The organism is Lentzea californiensis, from assembly GCF_024648825.1.
Classification (GTDB): Bacteria; Actinomycetota; Actinomycetes; order Mycobacteriales; family Pseudonocardiaceae; genus Lentzea; species Lentzea californiensis.
Genome location: NZ_JANBBE010000005.1, coordinates 45,419 through 64,287 on the forward strand (window position 1 = coordinate 45,419; position 18,869 = coordinate 64,287).

Genomic DNA, 18,869 nt, shown 5'->3' on the forward strand with positions numbered 1-18,869 from the left:
CGTCATCAGCCCACGGGCGGGGCCATGTCGAACCAGTTGAAGCCCTCCACCAGCACCGTGGTGGTCGACGTCGAGCCCGGCAGGGTGAGCTGCCAGCGGGTCACCGTGCGGTAGGTGCCCGGCGTGAGGCTCTCGTCGGTGTCGGTGTCGGGGTTGTCGGTCACCGGGCTGTACTCGTAGACGGACCTCTTCGTCAGCGTCGCGGTGACCGTCGAGTACGCGGACTGCGTCTTCAGGTACTCACCGACGCCGTGGTCGGCCGCCTTGGCCGGGTCCATGTAGCGGACCTGCACGGTGTTGCCGCCGAACGACCCCTCGACCGCGGTGACCGTGACGAGGTGCCCGCCGCCGCGCTGCAGGCTGTTCTGCGGACCGGCCGAGTAACGGCCGTAGAGCATCTGCAACGGCCCGCGGGCGAGCCTCTTCGCCATGTCACCGCCGAAGTCCGCGTTCCCGTGCGGGCTGATGCCCTCGGTGGCGGTGCTCCAGCCCGCGTCACGGGCGGGCTTGGTCGCGATGGTCCAGGCGGCCCGCAGGTTGCTCAGCTTCGTGCCCTTGCTGGTGTACTTCGCGTCGACGCCGATCCGGCCGACGGAGTTGGTGATGATGTTGTGGTCGGCCGGGTCCTTCGGGTCGAGGTTCTTGACCTTCGTGGTCAGCCAGCCGACCGGCGCGTTCCTGTCGTGGGCCCAGTGGTGCAGCACGTTGTAGAGCGACGACGGCCCGCAGTACGAGCCACCGTTGTTCTCGAGACCCGCGCGGTACTGGTCGACGTCGCTGACCCCGCACTGCTTCACCGAGAAGTCCGCACCGGCGAGGTCGGCGACCTTCACGCACGGCACGGGCTGGCCGATGATCGGGTCCGCGGCGGCCACGGCCGGGAGTGCGATGGTCGAGAGGGTGGCGGCGGCGATGATGGCCTGGCGGATCATGGTCTCTACCTTCCGTTCGCGGAATGCGGTGGTAGGCAAAGACTGTTCGAGCGCGAACGCGAAGGCATGAGGGATGAACCCCTCAACCCCGACGGCGAAAAGTTGGGTGTATCAGGCCATCCCCCATGCGCCTCCGTTAAAGAACCTGCTGGATCGGGCTGGGCTGCGCGCCGAGGTGCATCGGCATCGAATGCAGCCCGTAGACGATCGAGAGCTTGCGGAACGACAGGTCGCCCGGCGCGACCGCGAGGCGCATCTCCGGGAACCGCTTGACGAGCGCCGGGTAGGCGATCCGCAGCTCGATCTTCGCCAGTTCGGCGCCGATGCAGCGGTGCGCGCCGTAACCGAACGCGAGGTGCTGGCCGGCTGGGCGGTCCGGGACGATGACGTCGGGGCTCGGGTACGCGCTCGGGTCGCGGTTCGCCTGGGACAGCGAGCACGCTACGATGTCGCCCGCCTTGATCTTCGTGCCGGCGACCTCGATGTCGTGCCGGGCGATCCGCAGGAACGCGACCGACACGACGCTCAGGTGCCGCAGCAGCTCGTCGACCAGCCCGTTCACGGCCTTGTCGTCGCCGAGCGCCTGTTCGCGCAGGCCCGGGTCGCGCAGCAACGCGAGGGTGCCCAGCGAGATCATGCTCGCCGTCGTCTCGAACCCGCCGGTGAGCAGGCCGTCCGCGAGGCCCGCGAGCTCGTCGTCGCCCAGGTCGTCGCCGTGCTTGCGGACGAGCTCGCCGAGCAGCCCGTCGGTCGGGTTCAGCCGCTGGGCCCGCACGAGCTCGCGGAAGTAGACGATCGACTCCGACACGGCCGACAGCGAGGTCGTGGCCGCGCCGCCGAGGTCGAACCGCGAGACGCTGCGGCGCTGGAACTCCTCGCGCTCACTCGCGGGCACGCCCAGCAGCTCGCAGATCGTGAGCGCCGGCACGGTCATCGCGAAGTGCTCGACGAGGTCGACGGGTCCGTCCTTCATGGACATCAGGTCGAGCTGGTCCGCCACGATCGCCTCGATCCGCGGCACGAGCCGGGAGAGGCGGCGCATGGTGAACTCCGGCGTCAGCACCTTGCGCAGCCGAGTGTGCTCCGGCGGGTCGCTGAACCCGAGCCCGCCCGGCGCCTCGTCCGAGAACAGCCCGAGCTCGCGCAGGTGCCCGAAGTCGTTGCTGAACGCCACGGAGTCCGCGAGTACCTGCTTGGACGCCTCGTAGCCCGTCACCAGCCACACCGTCACGGGCAGTGGCAGCCTCGTCACCGGGCCGTGGGCCTGCATCCGCGCCATCTCCGGCACGGGGTCCAAGCCGTTGCGCCGCAGCGGGGCGAGCACCCGCGAGGGCACGAACCAGGACGACTCGAGGTCGAACCCGGTCTTGCTGAGGTGTGCGAGGAACCGCTTCCCCATCCACTCGGTCACGCGCGACCGGACGTCGGTCGCTGACTGCAGAACTTCCCACATGACGTGGCTGTCCCTCCGGCGGAAAGGGGGTTACGGGCTGACGGTGTCCAACGGAACGGACAATAACGACGTGCCCGCCGGCTCGCGTCATACCTGGGCCTAACGCGCCGTCATACTTTGGTCCAGACGTGTGTCAGAACCAGTGCAGGCAATGCGGAGGGCGTTCGGCACGGAACAGAGCGTCAGCTTCGACGGTGGATCCGCGCGCCTTCACATGTCCGGCGCGGACGAGAGTACTGGGCGTCGTTCCTCCCAGGTAGACCGAGCCCAGGTCACGCACGTCCAGGGAGAGGTCCGGATCACGGGTCGTCTCCACGCATTCGGCCTTCCCTCCCTCGACTGTCAGCAGATACCGGTGGCGCTCCCCGAGGAACGGGTCGTCGACGTCGAGCACGATCTCACCGTCGGTGAGCCAGCCACGCGCGGTGAGCGCCCTCGGCACGTCCAGCAGCCGCACCCAGAGCCAGTCCATCTCACCGCTCGTCGAGCCGGCGTTGAAGTCGGCGAGCATCCACCGCAACGGATGATCCGCCGGGACGTGCTTGAACACCACCTCGGTCACCAGGTCGTGGTCCAGCGCGAACCGGGCCAGCGCCGCGAACACGGCGTCGTCGGCGGTGATGATCTCGTCGATGGTCAGCGTGCCGTTGTCGAGCAAGTAGGTGGCGTAGCCGTCCGGGCCACCGTGAGCGTTGCGGTGCACGGCGACGTAGCGCGGCGCACGCGTGACGGGAGGCATGCCCGCGCCCAGGGCCCACCACCGGTGCGGCCTCGACAACGCGCCTGGCTGGGTGCGGCGGTAGCGGTCGTAGACCTCCTCCAGGACCTCGGTGGCCTCGGACCGGGGGAGGACCTCGATCGCCCCCGCGGGCACCTGCGTCCTGAACGCGCTGTGCGCGCGCTGGACGGTCATGCGGCGCGTGTAGGTCGCCGGGCCGTAACCGAACCTGCCGTAGATCCCGCCCTCTGTCGCCAGCAGCACGGAGAGGAACTCTCCGCTGTCCCGCAGTGCGCCGAGCTGGTGCCGCATCATCGCGGTGAGGACGCCCTGGCGGCGGTGCGTCGGCAGCACACCGACCGAGGTGATCCCGGCGGCAGGGGCGATGACCGAGCCGGGCAACGTGAGTTCGAACGGGTACGAGATGGCCGTTCCGACGGCCTTGCCCGCCGTCTCGGCGAGGACACCGCGGTCCATCTCGAAGGCCGACCACCAGACACCACCGCCGTTCGCGTCCGGTGTCTCGGGGAAGCGCCCGAACGCGGTGTGGACGGTGCGGAGGAAGACGTCGAGGTCCTGGGCTGTCGTGGTACGGATCTGCACGCGCCACAGTGGACCGGCGAAAGCGGCGAGCACAAACGCGTTTTCTGGCAAGGTCTGCGCGGTGACGAGTGCAGAGGACTTCGACCGCTGGTACACCGATCGGGCCGGCTCACCGCTGGCCGACGACCTGGTGCGCCGGACGCTCGGCCTCCCTCCGGGCCTCGAGTCGACCAGCCTGCTCGGCGGGCAGGGCCTCGACGAGGTCGTGCCGGCACTGCGCCTGGCGGAGGGCCGGGTGCTGCTGGACCTCGCGTGCGGTCGCGGCGGGTACGGACTGGAGATCGCGCGCCGCACCGGGTGCCGCCTGGTCGGTGTGGACTTCTCCGCCGTGGCCGTCGACCAGGCCAGGCAGTCCAGCGACGGAGGCGACTTCCGGGTCGGCACGCTGACCGCCACCGGCCTGAGCGCGGGCTCCGTGGACGCGGTGCTGATCGTCGACTCGGTGCAGTTCGCCGAGTCCAAGCCGGACGCGCTGCGGGAGTGCCTGCGCGTCCTGCGCCCCGGCGGACGGCTCGTCATCACCTGCTGGCAGGCGGCCGTTCCCGCGGACGAGCGCGTCTGGCGCCGCATCCGCGAGCTCGACCTGGCCCGTCAGCTCCCCGAGGCGGGCTTCACCGATGTCGAGGTGTCCGACCGGCCGGAGTGGCGGGAGCGGGAGAAGCGCATGTGGGAGGAGGCTCTCGCCACCGACGCACCCGGCGACCCCGCGATGGCGTCGATGCAGAACGAGGCACGGAGCGTCCTGGCCACGTTCGACCGGAAGCGCCGCGTCCTCGCCACCGCGACCAGACCCCGCTGATCAGTGGCAGTGGCCCTGCCGCCCCAGGGTCCGCACCGGCGTCGCACCTGGACGCGTCCACTGCGGCACGGGCCGGCTGTCCTCGCCCCAGCTCGAGTTCTCGTCGGCGTCCGTCCGCCAGAACCACCCCGCCTCCTGTGGCGCGGGCCAGCCCTCCGGGTGCTGCTCCCAGACCTCGCCACGCCCGTACACGGTCATGTCGAGCAGCCCCAGCGACCCGTTGACCCGCTCACAGCCGCGCGCGGTCGTGGAGTAGGTGAGGAACGTGCGGTCACCATCGCGCAAATAGCTGGTCAGGTACCCCATGTCGCCGCCGGCGGGACCGTCCACTCCGCGCACGGAGTACCAGGGCTGGGCGTAGCCCATGAACTCCACGAACGGCGCCACCTCGTCCCACGCACCGCTGGTCAGCATCGCGAACGAGACCCCGCGCGCGTTGAGGTACGCGGCGTCGTCGAAGTGCCATGGCACGTGGGTGCACCCCTCGCACTGCCCCTGGTGAGGTGCGCCGTCCCACCACATGTGCTTGTAGACGACGAGCTCGTCACGCCCCTGGAACAACTCCACGAACGGCACGGCCCCCTCAGCGCCGACGACCTCGACCTTGCCGTCGAACTCGACCATCGGCAGCTTCCGGCGTTCGGCCGCGATCGCGTCGCCTTCGCGGGTGTGGGCCTTCTCGCGGGCCAGCAGCGCGTCACGGGCCTGCTGCCAGGTGGCGAGGTCGGCGACGGGCGGGCGTCCGGTCATGATCAGTCCTCCGTGATGTGCGGGTGAGTCCTTGCACAACCACGTCGAAGCTGTTGCCGCCGTTTCGACATCGCCTGCCGTGTGACGCTCCCGGGATCAACGTCCACCGAGGTTCTCACAGCCGGATCTGCGCACCCTCCCAACGGCGTCGCAGCCACCGGTCGTGGCTCGCCAGCACGATCGCCCCCGGACCCGGCCCCAGCGCGTCCTCCAGCTCGTCGCACAGCGTCGGCGACAGGTGGTTGGTCGGCTCGTCGAGCAGCAGCAGGTGCGGCGGGTCCGCCACGAGCAACGCCAGGTCGAGGCGGCGTTGCTGGCCCACCGACAACGCGCCGACGGGCTTGCCCAGGTCCCACTTGTGCAGCAGCCCCAGCGATTCCAGCGGCACCTGCGCGATCCGTTCGGCGCCGAGTGCGCGGCCGTACGTGGCTCGCGCGGTGAGGCGGGGGTTCGCGAACGACGTGTCCTGGTCCAGCAGCCCGACGCGGACGCCGGGATGGCGCCGCACGCCCGAGGCCGGGACGCGGCCGGCCAGCACGTGCAGCAACGTCGACTTGCCTGCGCCGTTCGGGCCGGTCACGAGCAGGCGGTCGCCGTCGCGCACGTCCAGGAAGTCGAGCGCGAGGCGGCCGGGGACCCTGATCTGCCGCAGCGACACCAGGTCCTCCGCCTGCAGCGCCACCGTGTCCGGTGCGAACCGCAGCGGGCGCGGGGGAGCGGGCACGGCGTTGCGTTCCAGCTCTTCCAGGCGGCGGGTGGCGTTGCGGACGCGGCGGGAGATCTGGCTCTGCACGCGGTTCGCGCGCACGCCGTAGCCCATCTTGTCGCTGTCGCGCATGGCCCGGTCCGGTGCGACGCGGCCCGCGATCAGGCCCAGCGAGTCGCGCACCGAGGCCAGTTCCTCCTGTTCCTCGGCGTAGCGGCGCTCCCAGCGGCCGCGGTCGGCGCGTTTCTGGCGCAGGTACTCGCTGTAGGTGCCGCCGAAGCGGACCGGGCCGTCCACCGCGGGATCGAGGTCGACGAGGTCCGTGCACACCGCGTCGAGGAACGCCCTGTCGTGGCTCGCCAGCACGACGATGCCGGGCAACGCCCGCAGCTGCTCCTCCAGGAACGCGGCCGCGTCGTCGTCCAGGTGGTTCGTGGGCTCGTCCAGCAGCAACGCGGCCGGTCGCCGGATCACCAGCGCGGCCAGGTCGAGGCGGCGCCGCTGGCCGCCGGACAACGACCCGAGCGTGCGGTCGTGAGCCACCTCGCCGAGCCCGAGTCCGTCGAGGACGATGCCGGCCCGGCGGTCCGCGTCCCAGGCCTCGTGCCGCTGCGCGAGTTCCAGGCGTTCCGAGTACTCCTCCAGGTACGCGGGATCGGCGACCAGCGCACCCAGCCGTTCCAGCTCGGCCAGGTCCTCCCGTGCCTCGGCCAGCGCGTCGTCCAGGACCTGGGCGACGGTCGCCGAGTCCGGGAACGGCATCTCCTGGCGCAGGAAACCCAGGTCCGGCGGCCGCGTCACGACACCGCCGTCGGGCTGGTCGGCGCCCGCGAGCAGCCGCAGCAGCGTCGACTTGCCCGCGCCGTTCTCGCCGATCAGCCCGATGCGCCGGCCGGGTGCCGCGGTCAGCGACACCCCGTCGAGCACGCGCCGGCCACCGAACCCGCGCACCAGTTCGGTGGCGACCAGTGCCTCAGCCATGAGTGGCCTCCAGCAGCTTGCCGCCGTCCAGGCGCAGCCGGCGGTCGATCCTCACCTCGCTCAGGAACCGTTCGTCGTGGCTGACGACGACGAACGCGCCCCGGTACGCGTTCAGCGCGCTCTCCAGCTGCCCGGCGCTGACCAGGTCGAGGTTGTTCGTCGGTTCGTCCAGCAACAGCAGCTGCGGCGCGGGTTCGGCGAATAGGACGCACGCCAGCGTGGCGCGCAGGCGTTCGCCGCCGGACAGCACGCCGACCGGCAGGTGTGCGCGGGTACCGCGGAACAGGAAGCGCGCCAGCAGGTTCATCCGCTCGGCAGGGGGCATCGCCGGGGCGAACGCGGCCAGGTTCTCCGCCACCGTGCGGGAGTCGTCGAGCAGGTCCAGCCGTTGCGACAGGTACGCGACCCGGCCGTCGGCCCGTTTCACCTCACCGCTGTCCGGCGTCAGCGAACCGTGGACCACCCGCAGCAGCGTCGACTTGCCGGCGCCGTTCGGTGCGGCGAGCGCGATGCGTTCCGGCCCGCGGATCGCGAGCGAGAGGTCGTCGAACAGGTCCCTCACCCGGATGTCCGTGCCGAGGAACAGCGTGCGGCCCGCCGGCACCGCCGTCTGCGGCAGCTCCAGGCTGATCTTCTGCTCGTCCTTCAACGCCCGTTCGGCCTGGTCGAGCTTCGAGCGGGCCGCGCCGAGCCGGTTCGCGTGCGTGCCGTCGGCCTTGGCCGCGGACACCTCCGCGTTGCGCTTCATGTTGCCCGCGAAGATCCTCGGCAGTCCCGCGTTCGAAAGATTGCGCTGCGCGTTGGACGCCCGGCGCGCGGCACGTTCGCGGGCCTGCTGCATCTCCCGCTTCTCGCGCTTGACCTCCTGCTCGGCGCTGCGAACGTTCTTCTCGGCCACCTCGCGCTCGGCCGCCACCGCCTCCTCGTACTCGCTGAAGTTCCCGCCGTAGAACCGGATCTCGCCGCCGTCGAGCTCCGCGATCCGGTCCATCCGGTCGAGCAGCGCCCGGTCGTGGCTCACCACGAGCAGGCACCCGCGCCAGTCGTCCAGCACGTCGTAGAGCCGGTGCCGGGCGTCCAGGTCGAGGTTGTTGGTCGGTTCGTCGAGCAGCAGCACGTCCGGCTGCTTCAGCAACTGGGCCGCGAGCCCCAGCGAGATGACCTGCCCGCCGCTCAGCGTGCCGAGCACCCGGTCGAGCGCGAGGTCGCCGAGCCCGAGCCGGTCGAGCTGGGCACGCGTGCGTTCCTCCAGGTCCCAGTCGGTGCCGATGGTGGTGAAGTGCTCCTCGCCGGCGTCACCGGACTCGACGGCCGCGATGGCGCGCAGCACGCCGGCGACACCGAGCACCTCGGCCACGGTCCGCCCGGCGGTGAGCGGCAGGTCCTGCGGGAGGTAGCCGAGGACGCCCTCGACGGACACGCTGCCCTCGGATTGCGCCAAAGTGCCCGCCACGAGCTTGAGCAGCGTCGACTTCCCGGCACCGTTCGGGGCGACGAGACCGGTGCGCCCGCCCGGCACCGAGACGGACAGGCCGTCGAACACGGGGGTGTCGTCCGGCCAGGAGAAGGACAGGGACGACACGACGATGAATGCGTCGGACATGGGTGTGAGACCTCAGAGATGTGCCGCGCGCGGAACGACCGCGCGTGTGGAAAAGGGGACGACTGAACGGCCATCGCGGACGATGGCCTGTCACATCCAGGGCTCACCCTGAGATGTCGTCTTCACCCACCAGCACGTCGAGCTCCTCATCGAGGGCGGTTGATCTCACTTCCACATTAGCAGCGTCCCCGGAGGTCCGCAGATAGTGTTTTCCTCATGACGGTTCTCGAGTTGCTGCGCGAGCGCAAGCGGCAGCAAAGCGTTCCAGGGCAACGGAACGATGACGCGTGGCTCGTCCTGCTGGTCGAGGGCGGGAGCTCGCGCGGTGTCTACTCCAGCGGGATGACCGTCGCGATCGAACGGCTCGGGCTGCTGCCGCTGTTCGACGCCGTCTACGGCAGTTCGGCCGGATCGCTGAACGCGGCCTGGCTGCTGTGCGGCCGGGCGGACAAGAGCAAGCACGCCTGGTGGGACCCGGCCGTCATGCGCACCACCATCAACCCGAGGCGCGCGTTCACCCGCCGGCCGGTCGTGGACACCCACCACCTCGTCCACACCATCTACACGGAGGTCCACCCGATGGGCTTCCAGGAGATCCTCCACAACCCCGTCGAGTTCCACCCGATGGCGACGGACGGTCTCACCGGCGAGGCGACCGACCTGCACGGCCACGTCCGCGACACCCTGAGCCTGCAGACCGCGCTGCGGGCGTCGACCGCGATGCCGTTCCTCGCGGGCGACCCCGTGATGATCGACGGCCGCCCGTACGTCGACGCCGGGCTGAGCGAGACGATTCCGGTGCGGACGGCCCTCTCCCAGGGAGCCACGCACGTCGTCGCCCTGCGCACGCGGCGCGAGGACGAGTTCCTGGGCGTGCCGCCGTCCCGTGGGGAACGCTTCGTGCTGTCGCGGTGGTTCGCCCGCCACGCGCCGGGCGTCGTGACGGCCTGGTTGCAGCGCGAGGACATCAGGGCGCTGGACGAGAAACTGCTCGCGTCCCACCCTGCCTGTCTGCAGATCCGGCCGCCGCTGGGCAGCGCGACGATCGGCCGCACCGAACGGCGCCCGCGCGTCATGCAGGCGGCTCTCGACGTCGGCGTGGAGGCGGCGATGGACGACCTGGCCGGGTGTCTGGTGTCCTGACCCGGAGCTGCCGTTCGTCGGCAACCTGCTGGAAGGCCCGCCAACTCACCGAGTAGGCGGCGGCCACCCCGGACGAGACCGTCTTCACCGTGGCCGAGCAGCTACCTTGATCGCGTGGACTTCGACGAGTACCGGAAGTACGACGCCACCGGGCTGGCCCGGCTCGTCGCGGACAGGCACGTGTCCGCGGCCGAGCTCCTCGCGGTGGCGAGGGAACGCGCCGCGGAGGTCAACCCCCGGCTCAACGCGATCGTCCGGGACGTTCCGGCCGAGCCGTCCGACGACCTCACCGGTCCGTTCGCCGGCGTGCCGTTCCTGATCAAGGACCTCGGCCAGGACTACGCGGGCCTGCCGACCTCCAACGGGTCGCGCTCGCTCAAGGCGCTGAAGGTCTCCGAGCACTCGACCGTCGTCCAGCGCTGGATCGACGCCGGCCTGGTGATCTTCGGCAAGACCAACCTGCCGGAGTTCGGCGCCAAGGCGATCAGCGAGTCGGCCGTCTGGGGCCCGGCGCGCAACCCCTGGGACCTGGAACGGACTCCCGGCGGTTCGTCGGGCGGCTCGGCGGCCGCGGTCGCCGCCGGGATCGTGCCCTGCGCGGGCGCGAACGACGGTGGCGGCTCGACCCGGATCCCGGCGGCCTGCTGCGGGCTCGTCGGGCTGAAGCCGGGCCGAGGCCTCACGCCGTTCGGGCCGGAGACCGCCGAGATGATGCACGGCGCGGCGGTGCAGGGCGTCGTCTCGCGCACGGTCCGCGACACGGCAGCGATGCTCGACGTCATCTGCGGTGGTGAACCGGCCGGGCCGTACTCGCCCGCGATGCCGCCGGAGTCGTTCGCCTCCTACGTCGGCCAGGCCCCCGGCCGGCTCCGCATCGGCGTGCGGGTGCCGTCGGCGATCAACCCGGACCCGCACCCCGAGGCGGTCGCGGCCGTCGCGTCGGCCGTCCGCGTGCTCACCGAGCTCGGGCACCACGTGGAGGAACTGCCGCAGGCGCCGTTCGACGACGCGGTGCTGGCCAAGGACTTCCTGCTGACGTGGTTCGTGAACCTCGCGTGGAAGGTCGCCGACGCGAAGCGCCTCACCGGGGCGCCGGACGTCGCCTTCGAACGCGACACGCTGCTCATGGCCGCGCTGGGACGGGCCACGAGCAGCGTCGACTACGTGGACGCGGTGCAGCGGCGGCACGAGCACACCCGCCGCCTCAGCACCTACTTCGAGTCCTACGACCTGCTGCTGACGCCGACGCTCGCGACCCCGCCGCCGAAGGTCGGCCAGTTCGACCTGCCGGTGTCGTTGCAGCGGGCGACGGACGTGCTGCTCAGGACCGGCACGGCCCGGTTCCTCAAGCACACCAAGATCGTCGACGACATGATCAGTGAGAACCTCGGCTGGGTGCCGTACACGCAGCTCGCGAACATCACCGGCAGGCCAGCCCTCTCGCTGCCGCTGCACTGGACGGCGGACGGGTTGCCGCTCGGCGTCCAGTTCGTCGCGCCGCTCGCGGGGGAGGCGTTGCTGATCAAGCTCGCGGCGCAGCTGGAAGAGGCGCTGCCGTGGTCCGATCGCATGCCGGTCATGAGCTGAGGAAGCGCAGCAGTTCTGCGGTGACGAACTGCGGGTTCTCCTCGACGAGCCAATGTCCGGCCTTCGGGACGTCGAGCGTGCGCACGATGTTCGTCATCCGCGGTGCGGCCGTGCCCTTGATCGCCTCGGCCTGGCCCTCCGCGGCCATGACCAGGGCTGGGGCCCGCACGGGCCGGGCGGCCTCGGTGTCGCGGACGTCCTGGTCGAGCGCGCGGTACAGCTCGAAGCCGTTCGAGAGGGCGGAGCTGTAGGTGCGCGCGTACTCGTCGATCTCGTCGTCCGCGAACGGCGACTTCGTCGACGTGCCGCCGAAAGCACTGCCCTGGTAGGAGACCTGCGGGTAGAAGAGCGCGAGGTAGTCGCGGACGTCGTTGCGGACGACCGCCTCGGGGACCTTCGGCTGCGAGTGGAACGCGATGTGCCAGCTGAGCGTGCGGTAGGTGCGCGCGTCGATCGCCGGGCCCGGTAGCGGCAGGTCGAGGTAACCCAGGCGGGCGGTGTCCTCGGGGAACTGGCTGGCGTACTGGAACGCGACGGCCGCGCCGAGGTCGTGGCCGACGATCGAGGCGTCGCGGAGGCCGAGCCGGCTGGTCAGCGCGTGGACGTACCGCGCGAGGGTGGCCTTGTCGTAGCCCTTGGGCGTGCCGGTGCTGTCACCGAGTCCGGGCAGGTCGAGGGCGTAGACGGTGTGGTGTTCGGCGAGCGCGGGCATGATCGGCCACCAGCCGTACCAGGTCTGCGGCCAGCCGTGGATCAGCACGACCGGGGTGCCGCTGCCGCCCGTCACGTAGTGCATCCGCACGCCGTCCACGTCGGCGAACTCGTGCCGGAAGGTCTTTTGGAAGGCCGGGTCGTTCTGGGTGACGGCGGCGTGCGCCGGGGTCTCCTGGGGTGTGGCACAGGCCGTGATCAGGAGCAGCAGGGCGAGTACTAGGCGTTTCATGCGGTCAGCTTGGAGCGAGGTTGCTGTAGCTGGCACGAAAACTTGCCACTGTGGCAAGCTCGGCCGGTGAATCGCGAAACCGAAGACGTTCTCGACGGGGTGGGCGCGCGGCTGCGGACGTTGCGGCGGCACCGCGGCATCACGCTCGCCGACCTCGCGACGACCACGGGGATCTCCGAGAGCACCCTGTCCCGGCTGGAGAGCGGGCAGCGCCGGGCGACCCTGGAACTACTGCTGCCGCTGTCGCGCGTCTACGACGTGCCGCTGGACGACCTCGTCGGTGCCCCGCGCACCGGCGACCCGCGCATCCACCTCAAGCCGATCCACAAGTACGGCATGACGTTCGTGCCGTTGTCGCGGCGGCCGGGCGGCGTGCAGTCGTTCAAGATGCTCATCCCGGCCGTGCCCGAGCCCCTGGGACCCACTCTGCAGACGCACGACGGGTTCGAGTGGCTCTACGTCCTGAATGGACGGTTGCGGCTCGTGCTCGACGATCTCGACCTGACGTTGCCGCCCGGTGAGGCCGCCGAGTTCGACACCTCGAAGCCGCACTGGCTGGGCAGCGCGGACGGCGGTGCGGTCGAACTGCTGATCCTGTTCGACCCCCAGGGGGTGCGCACGCACGTCCACGCCGACCGGGTCAGCCCCGGTTGACCCGCACCATCGCGACCACGCTGACCAGCGTCACGATCGCGACGACGATCCCGTAGCCGATGGCCATGGTCGCCGCGCCGACGACACCGACGAACAGCCCCGCGATGATCGCCGAGCTGCCCATCGCGAGGTAGCCGACGAAGAAGATCGCGGTGAACAGCCCGGCGCGTTCGTGCGGTGCGACCTCGGGCACGAGCCCGCGGGTGGTGCCGGCGAACGAGGCGCCGATGCCGCCGCCGCCCACGATCGCGGCGGCCCAGAGCAGGGGCAGCGAGGTGGCGCCGATGCTGCCGACGAACAGCACGGCTCCGGCGACCATCGCGATCGTGCCGCCGAGCCGCAAGCTCGGTGCCTTGACCCCGCTCGAGAACGCGGAGGCCACAGTGGACGCTCCGAGCGCGACGAAGGCCAGCAGCGAACCGACGATCGGGCTCTGCACGGCGAACACCGCGACCAGCAGCGCGGGCACGAGTCCCATGAACGCCGTCATCGTCATGAAGCCGCCGACGATGCCGGGAACCGACGTCCAGTAGAGCCTGCGCACCTGGACGGGCAGCGAGATGCGGGGGTTGAGCGAGGCCACGGCGCCCGGCTTGCGCGTCGCGGTCTCCGGCGTGAAGACCGCGAAGACCGTCCCGGCCGCCATGACCACCGCGAGCACCAGCCACACCTCGAACGTCGCGTCGGAGGCGAACTCCGCCAGCAGACCCGCGAAGAGCGCGCCGATCGCCAGTCCGCCGAGCGGCGCCATGCTCGTCATCTGGGCGCCGAGCTTCTTGAACCGCTCGGGCGCCAACTCGACGACGGCGGCACTCAGCGCGCTGGACGCGGCACCGGTCGCAACACCCTGCACGACCCGTGCGGCGATGACCCAGCCGATGCTCGGCGCGAACAGGAACATCACCATCGCGACGAGGTCGATGGCCAGCGCCGCGATCATCAACGGCCGCCGTCCCACGTAGTCCGACAGCGACCCGATCACCAGGATCGAGACCAGCAGCGAGAAGGCGTAGATGCCGAACGCGAGGGTCAGCACCCACGGCGCGAACCCCCACTGGTGCTGGTAGATCGGCAGCAACGGGGTCGGCGCGCCGGCTGCCACGAGGATCGCGACCATCGCGGCCGAGATGCCCGCGAAGCCGGCGCCGCGTGACAGGAACGGCCGCCGCGCACCCGTGCCGGTGCGATCGAGCAGTGCGGTCATCGCACTTCCTTCGAGTTCGAGGGGGTGGTGCGACGACGGTAGAGGAACGCGCTTCGTTTTTGCAAGTGAACTTTGAGTCACGAAGTTAGATAGATTGTTGCAAGCTTGCTAACGTGGGCTCCGTGAAGCGACGCGACTTCGGTCAGTACTGCGGCCTCGCCCGAGCCCTGGAGCTGGTGGGCGAGCGGTGGGCGTTGCTGATCGTCCGCAACCTCCTCGTGCGGCCGCGTCGGTACACCGAGCTGCAGACCGGCCTGGCGGGGATCCCGACGAACGTGCTGGCCACCCGGCTCAAGGAACTGGAGCAGGCGGGCATCGTGGAGCGCCAGGTGGCTCCGGCGCCCGCGCGAGGTGTCGTCTACGCGCTGACCCCGGTGGGCCAGTCGCTGGAGCCGGCGCTGCTGTCGCTGGCCCGCTGGGGCGCGACCCAGCTCGGCGACCCGCAGCCGGGCGACGTGGTCACGCCCGAAGGCGCGGTGCTGAACCTCCGCGCGCAGTTCCAGTCCTCGCAGGCGGCCGGCACGACCGCGGCCTGGGAGATCCACGTCCGCGACGTGGTGGTGCACGCGGTGGTGGCGGACGGCGCGCTCACCACCGGTCTCGGTCCCGCCCCGGTCGAGCCCGACCTGACCATCACGGTCGCGCTCGCCGACGGCGAACTGGCGTCCTACCGGGCGATCATCAGCGCGATGCGGGACGGCCTGGTCGAGCTGAAGGGCCGCCGCAAGCTGCTCGACACGTTCCTGCGCGTGTTCACCGTTCCGCGCGGGGCCTGAGCGCCACCGAGCCCGCCAGGAGCAGTCCGGCGGCGACGAGCAGTGCGTGCGGCACGAGCAGGCCTGCCGCTACCAGGGCGAGAGCCGCGAGGTGGAAGGGCCAGGTCCGCGTGCGGCGGGTGGTGGGGATCATCGGGCGCCTCCAGAGCGGTTGAGGGCGTCTGACTCCACGATCCGTCATGCCCACCGGTGTTCGCGATCCGTCCTGGCACTCAACCCGCGGCGGCCCGGACGAGGGATCAGCTCCGGGCGTGGGTGCCGGCACCGGGAAGAGCGATCGGCATCACTCCGCCGGGCGTGACCGTCCCCACCCGGCCCTCACCCGCAGCCCGCCGACCGGCACACCTGCCCGCCCCCGGCGAACATGGGTGTTGCCACGGATGGACAGGTGGCGCTCCCGCCAGTCAGCCTCGCAGGCGTGGTGGGAAGTGATCGCGGAGAGGCGGCGCGCGTGTCGTTGTTCGGGCGGATCTTCCTGCTCAACGCCCTGGTTCTGGTGATCGCGGCCATGGTGCTCGTGTTCGGGCCCGCGACGGTGTCGACGCCGGCGCCGTTGCGCGAGGTGGTGGTGCTGGCGGCCGGGCTGGTGGTGATGCTGATCGCGAACGCCGTGCTGATCCGGGTGGGGCTGGCGCCGCTCGGGCGGCTCACGCGAGCGATGACCACGATCGACCTGCTCAAGCCAGGACCCCGGTTGCAGGCGACGGGGCACGGGGAGATCGCGGAGCTGATCACCACGTTCAACAGCATGATCGACCGCCTGGAGACCGAGCGCGGGTACAGCTCGGCGATCGCCCTCTCCGCGCAGGAGTCCGAACGCCGGCGGGTCGCGCAGGAGCTGCACGACGAGGTGGGGCAGTCGCTGACGGCGGTGTTGCTGAGCCTGAAGCGGGTGGCGGACCAGTCGCCGCCGGAGACGCGCGAGGAGCTCCTCCAGGTGCAGGAGACGACGCGCAGCACGCTCGACGAGATCCGCCGCATCGCGCGGAGGCTGCGGCCCGGTGTGCTGGAAGAGCTGGGGCTGGTCAGCGCGCTCAAGGCGCTCGCGCGTGAGATCGGCGACCCGGCCGGTCTCACGATCAAGCGGTCGTTCGACAAGAACCTGCCCGCGCTCGACGCCGAGACCGAACTGGTCGTCTACCGCGTCGCGCAGGAGGGTCTCACCAACGCCGTCCGGCACGCGAAGGCCGACGAGATCGAACTGACGCTGACGGCTCGTCCGTCCGAAGTGGAGCTACGACTGCGCGACAACGGCCGGGGGATCGGCGACAGCCAGGAGGGTGCGGGCATCCGCGGCATGCGGGAACGCGCGCTGCTGGTCGGCGCCGACCTGACCGTCGGGCCGACGCTGAGCGGCACCGAGGTCAGGCTGACCGTCAAAGCGAAGGGGGAGGGCGGATGACAGTGCGCATCTTGCTCGCGGACGACCACGCGCTCGTCCGCCGCGGCGTCCGGATGATCCTGGACAACGAACCCGACCTGGAGGTCGTCGGCGAGGCCGGCGACGGCGCGGAGGCGATCAGCTTGGCGCGGAAGGACAAGCCGGACCTGGCGATCCTCGACATCGCCATGCCGCGGCTGACCGGGCTGCAGGCGGCGCGGGAGCTCTCGCGCCTCCTGCCTGACCTGCGGATCCTCATCCTCACGATGTACGACAACGAGCAGTACTTCTTCGAGGCGCTCAAGGCGGGCGCCTCCGGGTACGTGCTGAAGTCCGTCGCCGACCGCGACCTGGTGGAGGCCTGCCGCTCGGCCATGCGCGGCGAGCCGTTCCTCTACCCCGGCGCGGTGAACTCGCTGATCCGCAACTACCTGGATCGAGCCAAGGAGGGCGGCGGCTTCCCGGCCAAGGCGATCACCGATCGCGAGGAGGAGATCCTCAAGCTGGTCGCGGAGGGCCACTCCTCCAAGGAGATCGCCGACATGCTCGTGATCAGCGTCAAGACCGTCGAGCGGCACCGGGCCAACCTGCTGCAGAAACTCGGGCTCAAGGACCGCCTCGAACTCACCCGGTACGCGATCCGCGCCGGGCTCGTCGAACCCTAGGACACTCGAGTGAACGTCGAAGTGACGCCCCTGCCCGGCATAGGGGTCAGGCAGGACTTCTCCCTCCGTTCCGGCCGCCGGATCGGCGTGATCTCTTACCGCGACGGCAAGTTCGAACTCATCATGTCCAAACAGGATGATCCCGACACGACCGCCGCGTCGATCCCGCTCGCGCCGGAGGAGGCGGGCACGCTCGCCGGGCTGCTCGGGGCGCCGCAGCTCGTCTCGAAGCTCGCCAGGCAGCACGCCGACATCACCGGGATCACGACCCGCCAGCTGCCGGTCACGGCGTTCTCCAGCCGCACCCTCGGCGACACGGCGTTGCGCACCCGCACCGGCGCCTCCATCGTCGCGGTCGTGCGTGCGGGCAACGCGCACCCGTCGCCCGGCCCCGGCTTCCTGTTCGAGAACGGCGATCTCGCGGTCGTCGTCGGCACCGCGGACGGTCTCGACGCCGCCGCGGACATCCTGACGGGCGGCTGAGACTGTGCACGACACCACGATCGCGCTGATCCAGCTGGGTGCGGTCTTCTTCGGACTGGGTCTGCTCGGCCGCCTCGCCTGGAGATTCGGCATCTCGCCGATCCCGCTCTACCTCGTCGGCGGTCTCGCGTTCGGGTCCGGCGGACTGATCCCGTTGCACGGCATCGAGAACTTCACCCACCTCGCCAGCGAGATAGGCGTAGTACTGCTGCTCCTGCTGCTGGGCCTCGAGTACTCGGCTTCCGAACTGACCACCGGCTTGAAGAAGTCGTGGATGGCCGGCGTCCTCGACATCGTGCTCAACGCGGCCCCCGGCGCGATCGTCGCGCTGATGCTCGGCTGGGGCACGGTCGGCGCGCTGGCGATGGCGGGCGTCACCTACATCTCGTCGTCCGGCATCATCGCGAAGGTCCTCGGCGACCTCGGCCGCCTGGGCAACCGCGAGACGCCGGTGATCCTCTCGGTGCTGGTGTTCGAGGACCTGGCGATGGCCGTCTACCTGCCGGTGCTCACGGCCGTGCTCGCGGGCGTCAGCTTCGTCGGAGGGCTCACGTCGGTCGGCATCTCGCTGCTCGCGATCACCATCGTCCTGGTGGTGGCGCTGAAGTACGGCCGCGTCATCTCGGCCGTCGTGGACAGTCCCGACCACGAGGTGTTCCTGCTCAAGCTGCTCGGCTCGGCGCTGCTGGTCGCCGGCATCGCCTCGGAACTGCAGGTGTCCGCCGCGGTCGGCGCGTTCCTGCTGGGCATCGCGATCTCCGGCTCCACCGCCGAGAACGCCACGCGCCTGCTGGAGCCGCTGCGGGACCTGTTCGCCGCGATGTTCTTCGTGGTGTTCGGCCTGAACACCGACCCGCGCTCGATCCCGCCCGTGCTCGGCATGGCGGTGCTGCTGGCCGTGATCACCACCGTGACGAAGGTGGCGACGGGCTGGTGGGCCGCGCGCCGCCAGGGCATCGGGCTGATGGGCCGCGCCCGCACGGGTGCCGCGCTGGTGGCGAGAGGGGAGTTCTCCATCGTCATCGCCGGGCTCGCGGTCGCCTCCGGTCACGTGAACGAGCAACTGGCCGCGCTCGCCACCGCGTACGTGTTGCTGATGGCGATCATCGGCCCGATCGCGGCGCGTTTCGTGGAGCCGGTCGGCGAGTTCTTCCTCCGCAGGCGGGCAGCCGCTCAGTGAGGTGGCCGGCACTCCTGCTGGTCCTGCTGCTGGCGTTCGTCGGCACGAGCACCCGCGACACGGCCGCGGACCGGCCGGGATCGGGGCTCAACGCGCCGGTCTCGGCCGTCCACGTGCAGACGACGGCGTCCCCGGACGCCTGTTGGGCGCTGCCCGGCTCCACGACGGGCCCGTGCCCGCCACGGGCCCGTGCAGCCGTCGTGGTGGCCGCCGCTCAGAACGTAGAAGCAACGACTGCAGGTCACCGGTCGAGCCGGGCACCGCCGCACGCGGCCGCTCCCGGCTCCACCCACCCCCTGACCTGAGGA

The 18,869-nt window shown here is 70.8% G+C and carries 19 protein-coding genes; 10 read left to right on the forward strand and 9 right to left on the reverse strand.

Features of this window, described 5'->3' with window-relative positions:
* Positions 1 to 5: 5 nt before the first annotated feature.
* From LX88_RS19745 to LX88_RS19755, 3 genes are all read right to left on the reverse strand, one after another.
* Complete coding sequence (locus tag LX88_RS19745) at positions 6 to 932, reverse strand: hypothetical protein (protein WP_258949252.1); 927 nt, start codon at positions 930 to 932, stop codon at positions 6 to 8.
* Between the two features lie 136 nt (positions 933 to 1,068).
* A complete protein-coding gene (locus tag LX88_RS19750) occupies positions 1,069 to 2,385 on the reverse strand; it encodes a cytochrome P450 (RefSeq protein WP_258949253.1) in 1,317 nt (438 codons plus the stop codon).
* Positions 2,386 to 2,518: 133 nt separating this feature from the next.
* Entirely contained in the window at positions 2,519 to 3,706 is a 1,188-nt protein-coding gene (locus LX88_RS19755; protein WP_258949254.1) for a GNAT family N-acetyltransferase, read from the reverse strand.
* Between the two features lie 61 nt (positions 3,707 to 3,767).
* Between LX88_RS19755 and LX88_RS19760 the strand changes: the two genes are divergently transcribed.
* Positions 3,768 to 4,505 (forward strand): class I SAM-dependent methyltransferase, encoded by a 738-nt coding sequence (locus LX88_RS19760; protein ID WP_258949255.1) that lies wholly within the window; start codon positions 3,768 to 3,770, stop codon positions 4,503 to 4,505.
* Here LX88_RS19760 and LX88_RS19765 read toward each other — a convergent pair whose 3' ends face one another.
* The 3 genes from LX88_RS19765 to LX88_RS19775 all read right to left on the reverse strand — a co-directional run bounded on the left by LX88_RS19765 (position 4,506) and on the right by LX88_RS19775 (position 8,545).
* The gene (locus LX88_RS19765; protein WP_258949256.1) at positions 4,506 to 5,255 is read right to left on the reverse strand and encodes a DUF899 family protein; all 750 of its coding nucleotides are present in this window, start codon (positions 5,253 to 5,255) and stop codon (positions 4,506 to 4,508) included.
* 115 nt (positions 5,256 to 5,370) lie between these two features.
* Positions 5,371 to 6,942 carry an ABC-F family ATP-binding cassette domain-containing protein gene (locus tag LX88_RS19770; RefSeq protein ID WP_258949257.1) on the reverse strand — a complete coding sequence of 524 codons (1,572 nt, stop codon included), beginning with the start codon at positions 6,940 to 6,942 and terminating at the stop codon, positions 5,371 to 5,373.
* Entirely contained in the window at positions 6,935 to 8,545 is a 1,611-nt protein-coding gene (locus LX88_RS19775; protein WP_258949258.1) for an ABC-F family ATP-binding cassette domain-containing protein, read from the reverse strand. Before LX88_RS19775 ends, LX88_RS19770 begins: the two co-directional genes overlap by 8 nt.
* Before the next feature lie 216 nt (positions 8,546 to 8,761).
* Here LX88_RS19775 and LX88_RS19780 point away from each other — a divergent pair, with 216 nt between their 5' ends.
* Together LX88_RS19780 and LX88_RS19785 are read left to right on the forward strand one after the other, a co-directional pair.
* Positions 8,762 to 9,688 (forward strand): patatin-like phospholipase family protein, encoded by a 927-nt coding sequence (locus LX88_RS19780; RefSeq protein WP_258949259.1) that lies wholly within the window; start codon positions 8,762 to 8,764, stop codon positions 9,686 to 9,688.
* A 114-nt stretch (positions 9,689 to 9,802) separates the two neighbouring features.
* Positions 9,803 to 11,275: an amidase gene (locus LX88_RS19785; RefSeq protein ID WP_258949260.1), complete on the forward strand. Its 1,473-nt coding sequence runs from the start codon at positions 9,803 to 9,805 to the stop codon at positions 11,273 to 11,275.
* Here the strand turns inward: LX88_RS19785 and LX88_RS19790 are convergent.
* Complete coding sequence (locus LX88_RS19790; protein ID WP_258949261.1) at positions 11,265 to 12,218, reverse strand: alpha/beta fold hydrolase; 954 nt, start codon at positions 12,216 to 12,218, stop codon at positions 11,265 to 11,267. The two genes, LX88_RS19785 and LX88_RS19790, sit on opposite strands and share 11 nt — an antisense overlap.
* Before the next feature lie 66 nt (positions 12,219 to 12,284).
* Between LX88_RS19790 and LX88_RS19795 the strand changes: the two genes are divergently transcribed.
* Positions 12,285 to 12,872, forward strand: a complete 588-nt coding sequence (locus LX88_RS19795) for a helix-turn-helix domain-containing protein (RefSeq protein WP_258949262.1) — start codon at positions 12,285 to 12,287, stop codon at positions 12,870 to 12,872.
* Here LX88_RS19795 and LX88_RS19800 read toward each other — a convergent pair.
* Entirely contained in the window at positions 12,859 to 14,076 is a 1,218-nt protein-coding gene (locus LX88_RS19800) for an MFS transporter (protein WP_258949263.1), read from the reverse strand. The genes LX88_RS19795 and LX88_RS19800 overlap by 14 nt on opposite strands.
* A gap of 122 nt (positions 14,077 to 14,198) precedes the next feature.
* On the opposite strand from LX88_RS19800, the gene LX88_RS19805 reads away from it, so the two are divergent.
* On the forward strand, positions 14,199 to 14,852 hold the full coding sequence (locus LX88_RS19805; protein ID WP_258949264.1) for a winged helix-turn-helix transcriptional regulator: 654 nt from the start codon (positions 14,199 to 14,201) through the stop codon (positions 14,850 to 14,852).
* Here LX88_RS19805 and LX88_RS19810 read toward each other — a convergent pair.
* Positions 14,830 to 14,985, reverse strand: coding sequence for a hypothetical protein (locus tag LX88_RS19810; protein ID WP_258949265.1), 156 nt, complete (start codon positions 14,983 to 14,985; stop codon positions 14,830 to 14,832). The genes LX88_RS19805 and LX88_RS19810 overlap by 23 nt on opposite strands.
* A 285-nt stretch (positions 14,986 to 15,270) precedes the next feature.
* Between LX88_RS19810 and LX88_RS19815 the strand changes: the two genes are divergently transcribed.
* From LX88_RS19815 to LX88_RS19835, 5 genes are read left to right on the forward strand one after another with little or no spacing between them, the layout of a single operon-like run.
* Positions 15,271 to 16,254: a HAMP domain-containing sensor histidine kinase gene (locus LX88_RS19815; protein ID WP_258949266.1), complete on the forward strand. Its 984-nt coding sequence runs from the start codon at positions 15,271 to 15,273 to the stop codon at positions 16,252 to 16,254.
* The gene (locus LX88_RS19820) at positions 16,251 to 16,898 is read left to right on the forward strand and encodes a response regulator (protein ID WP_258949267.1); all 648 of its coding nucleotides are present in this window, start codon (positions 16,251 to 16,253) and stop codon (positions 16,896 to 16,898) included. The genes LX88_RS19815 and LX88_RS19820 overlap by 4 nt, the downstream gene beginning before the upstream one ends.
* A gap of 9 nt (positions 16,899 to 16,907) precedes the next feature.
* Complete coding sequence (locus tag LX88_RS19825; protein ID WP_258949268.1) at positions 16,908 to 17,381, forward strand: cation:proton antiporter regulatory subunit; 474 nt, start codon at positions 16,908 to 16,910, stop codon at positions 17,379 to 17,381.
* A 4-nt stretch (positions 17,382 to 17,385) separates the two neighbouring features.
* Positions 17,386 to 18,561, forward strand: a complete 1,176-nt coding sequence (locus tag LX88_RS19830) for a cation:proton antiporter (RefSeq protein WP_258949269.1) — start codon at positions 17,386 to 17,388, stop codon at positions 18,559 to 18,561.
* The gene (locus LX88_RS19835; protein ID WP_258949270.1) at positions 18,558 to 18,866 is read left to right on the forward strand and encodes a hypothetical protein; all 309 of its coding nucleotides are present in this window, start codon (positions 18,558 to 18,560) and stop codon (positions 18,864 to 18,866) included. Before LX88_RS19830 ends, LX88_RS19835 begins: the two co-directional genes overlap by 4 nt.
* Positions 18,867 to 18,869: the final 3 nt, after the last annotated feature.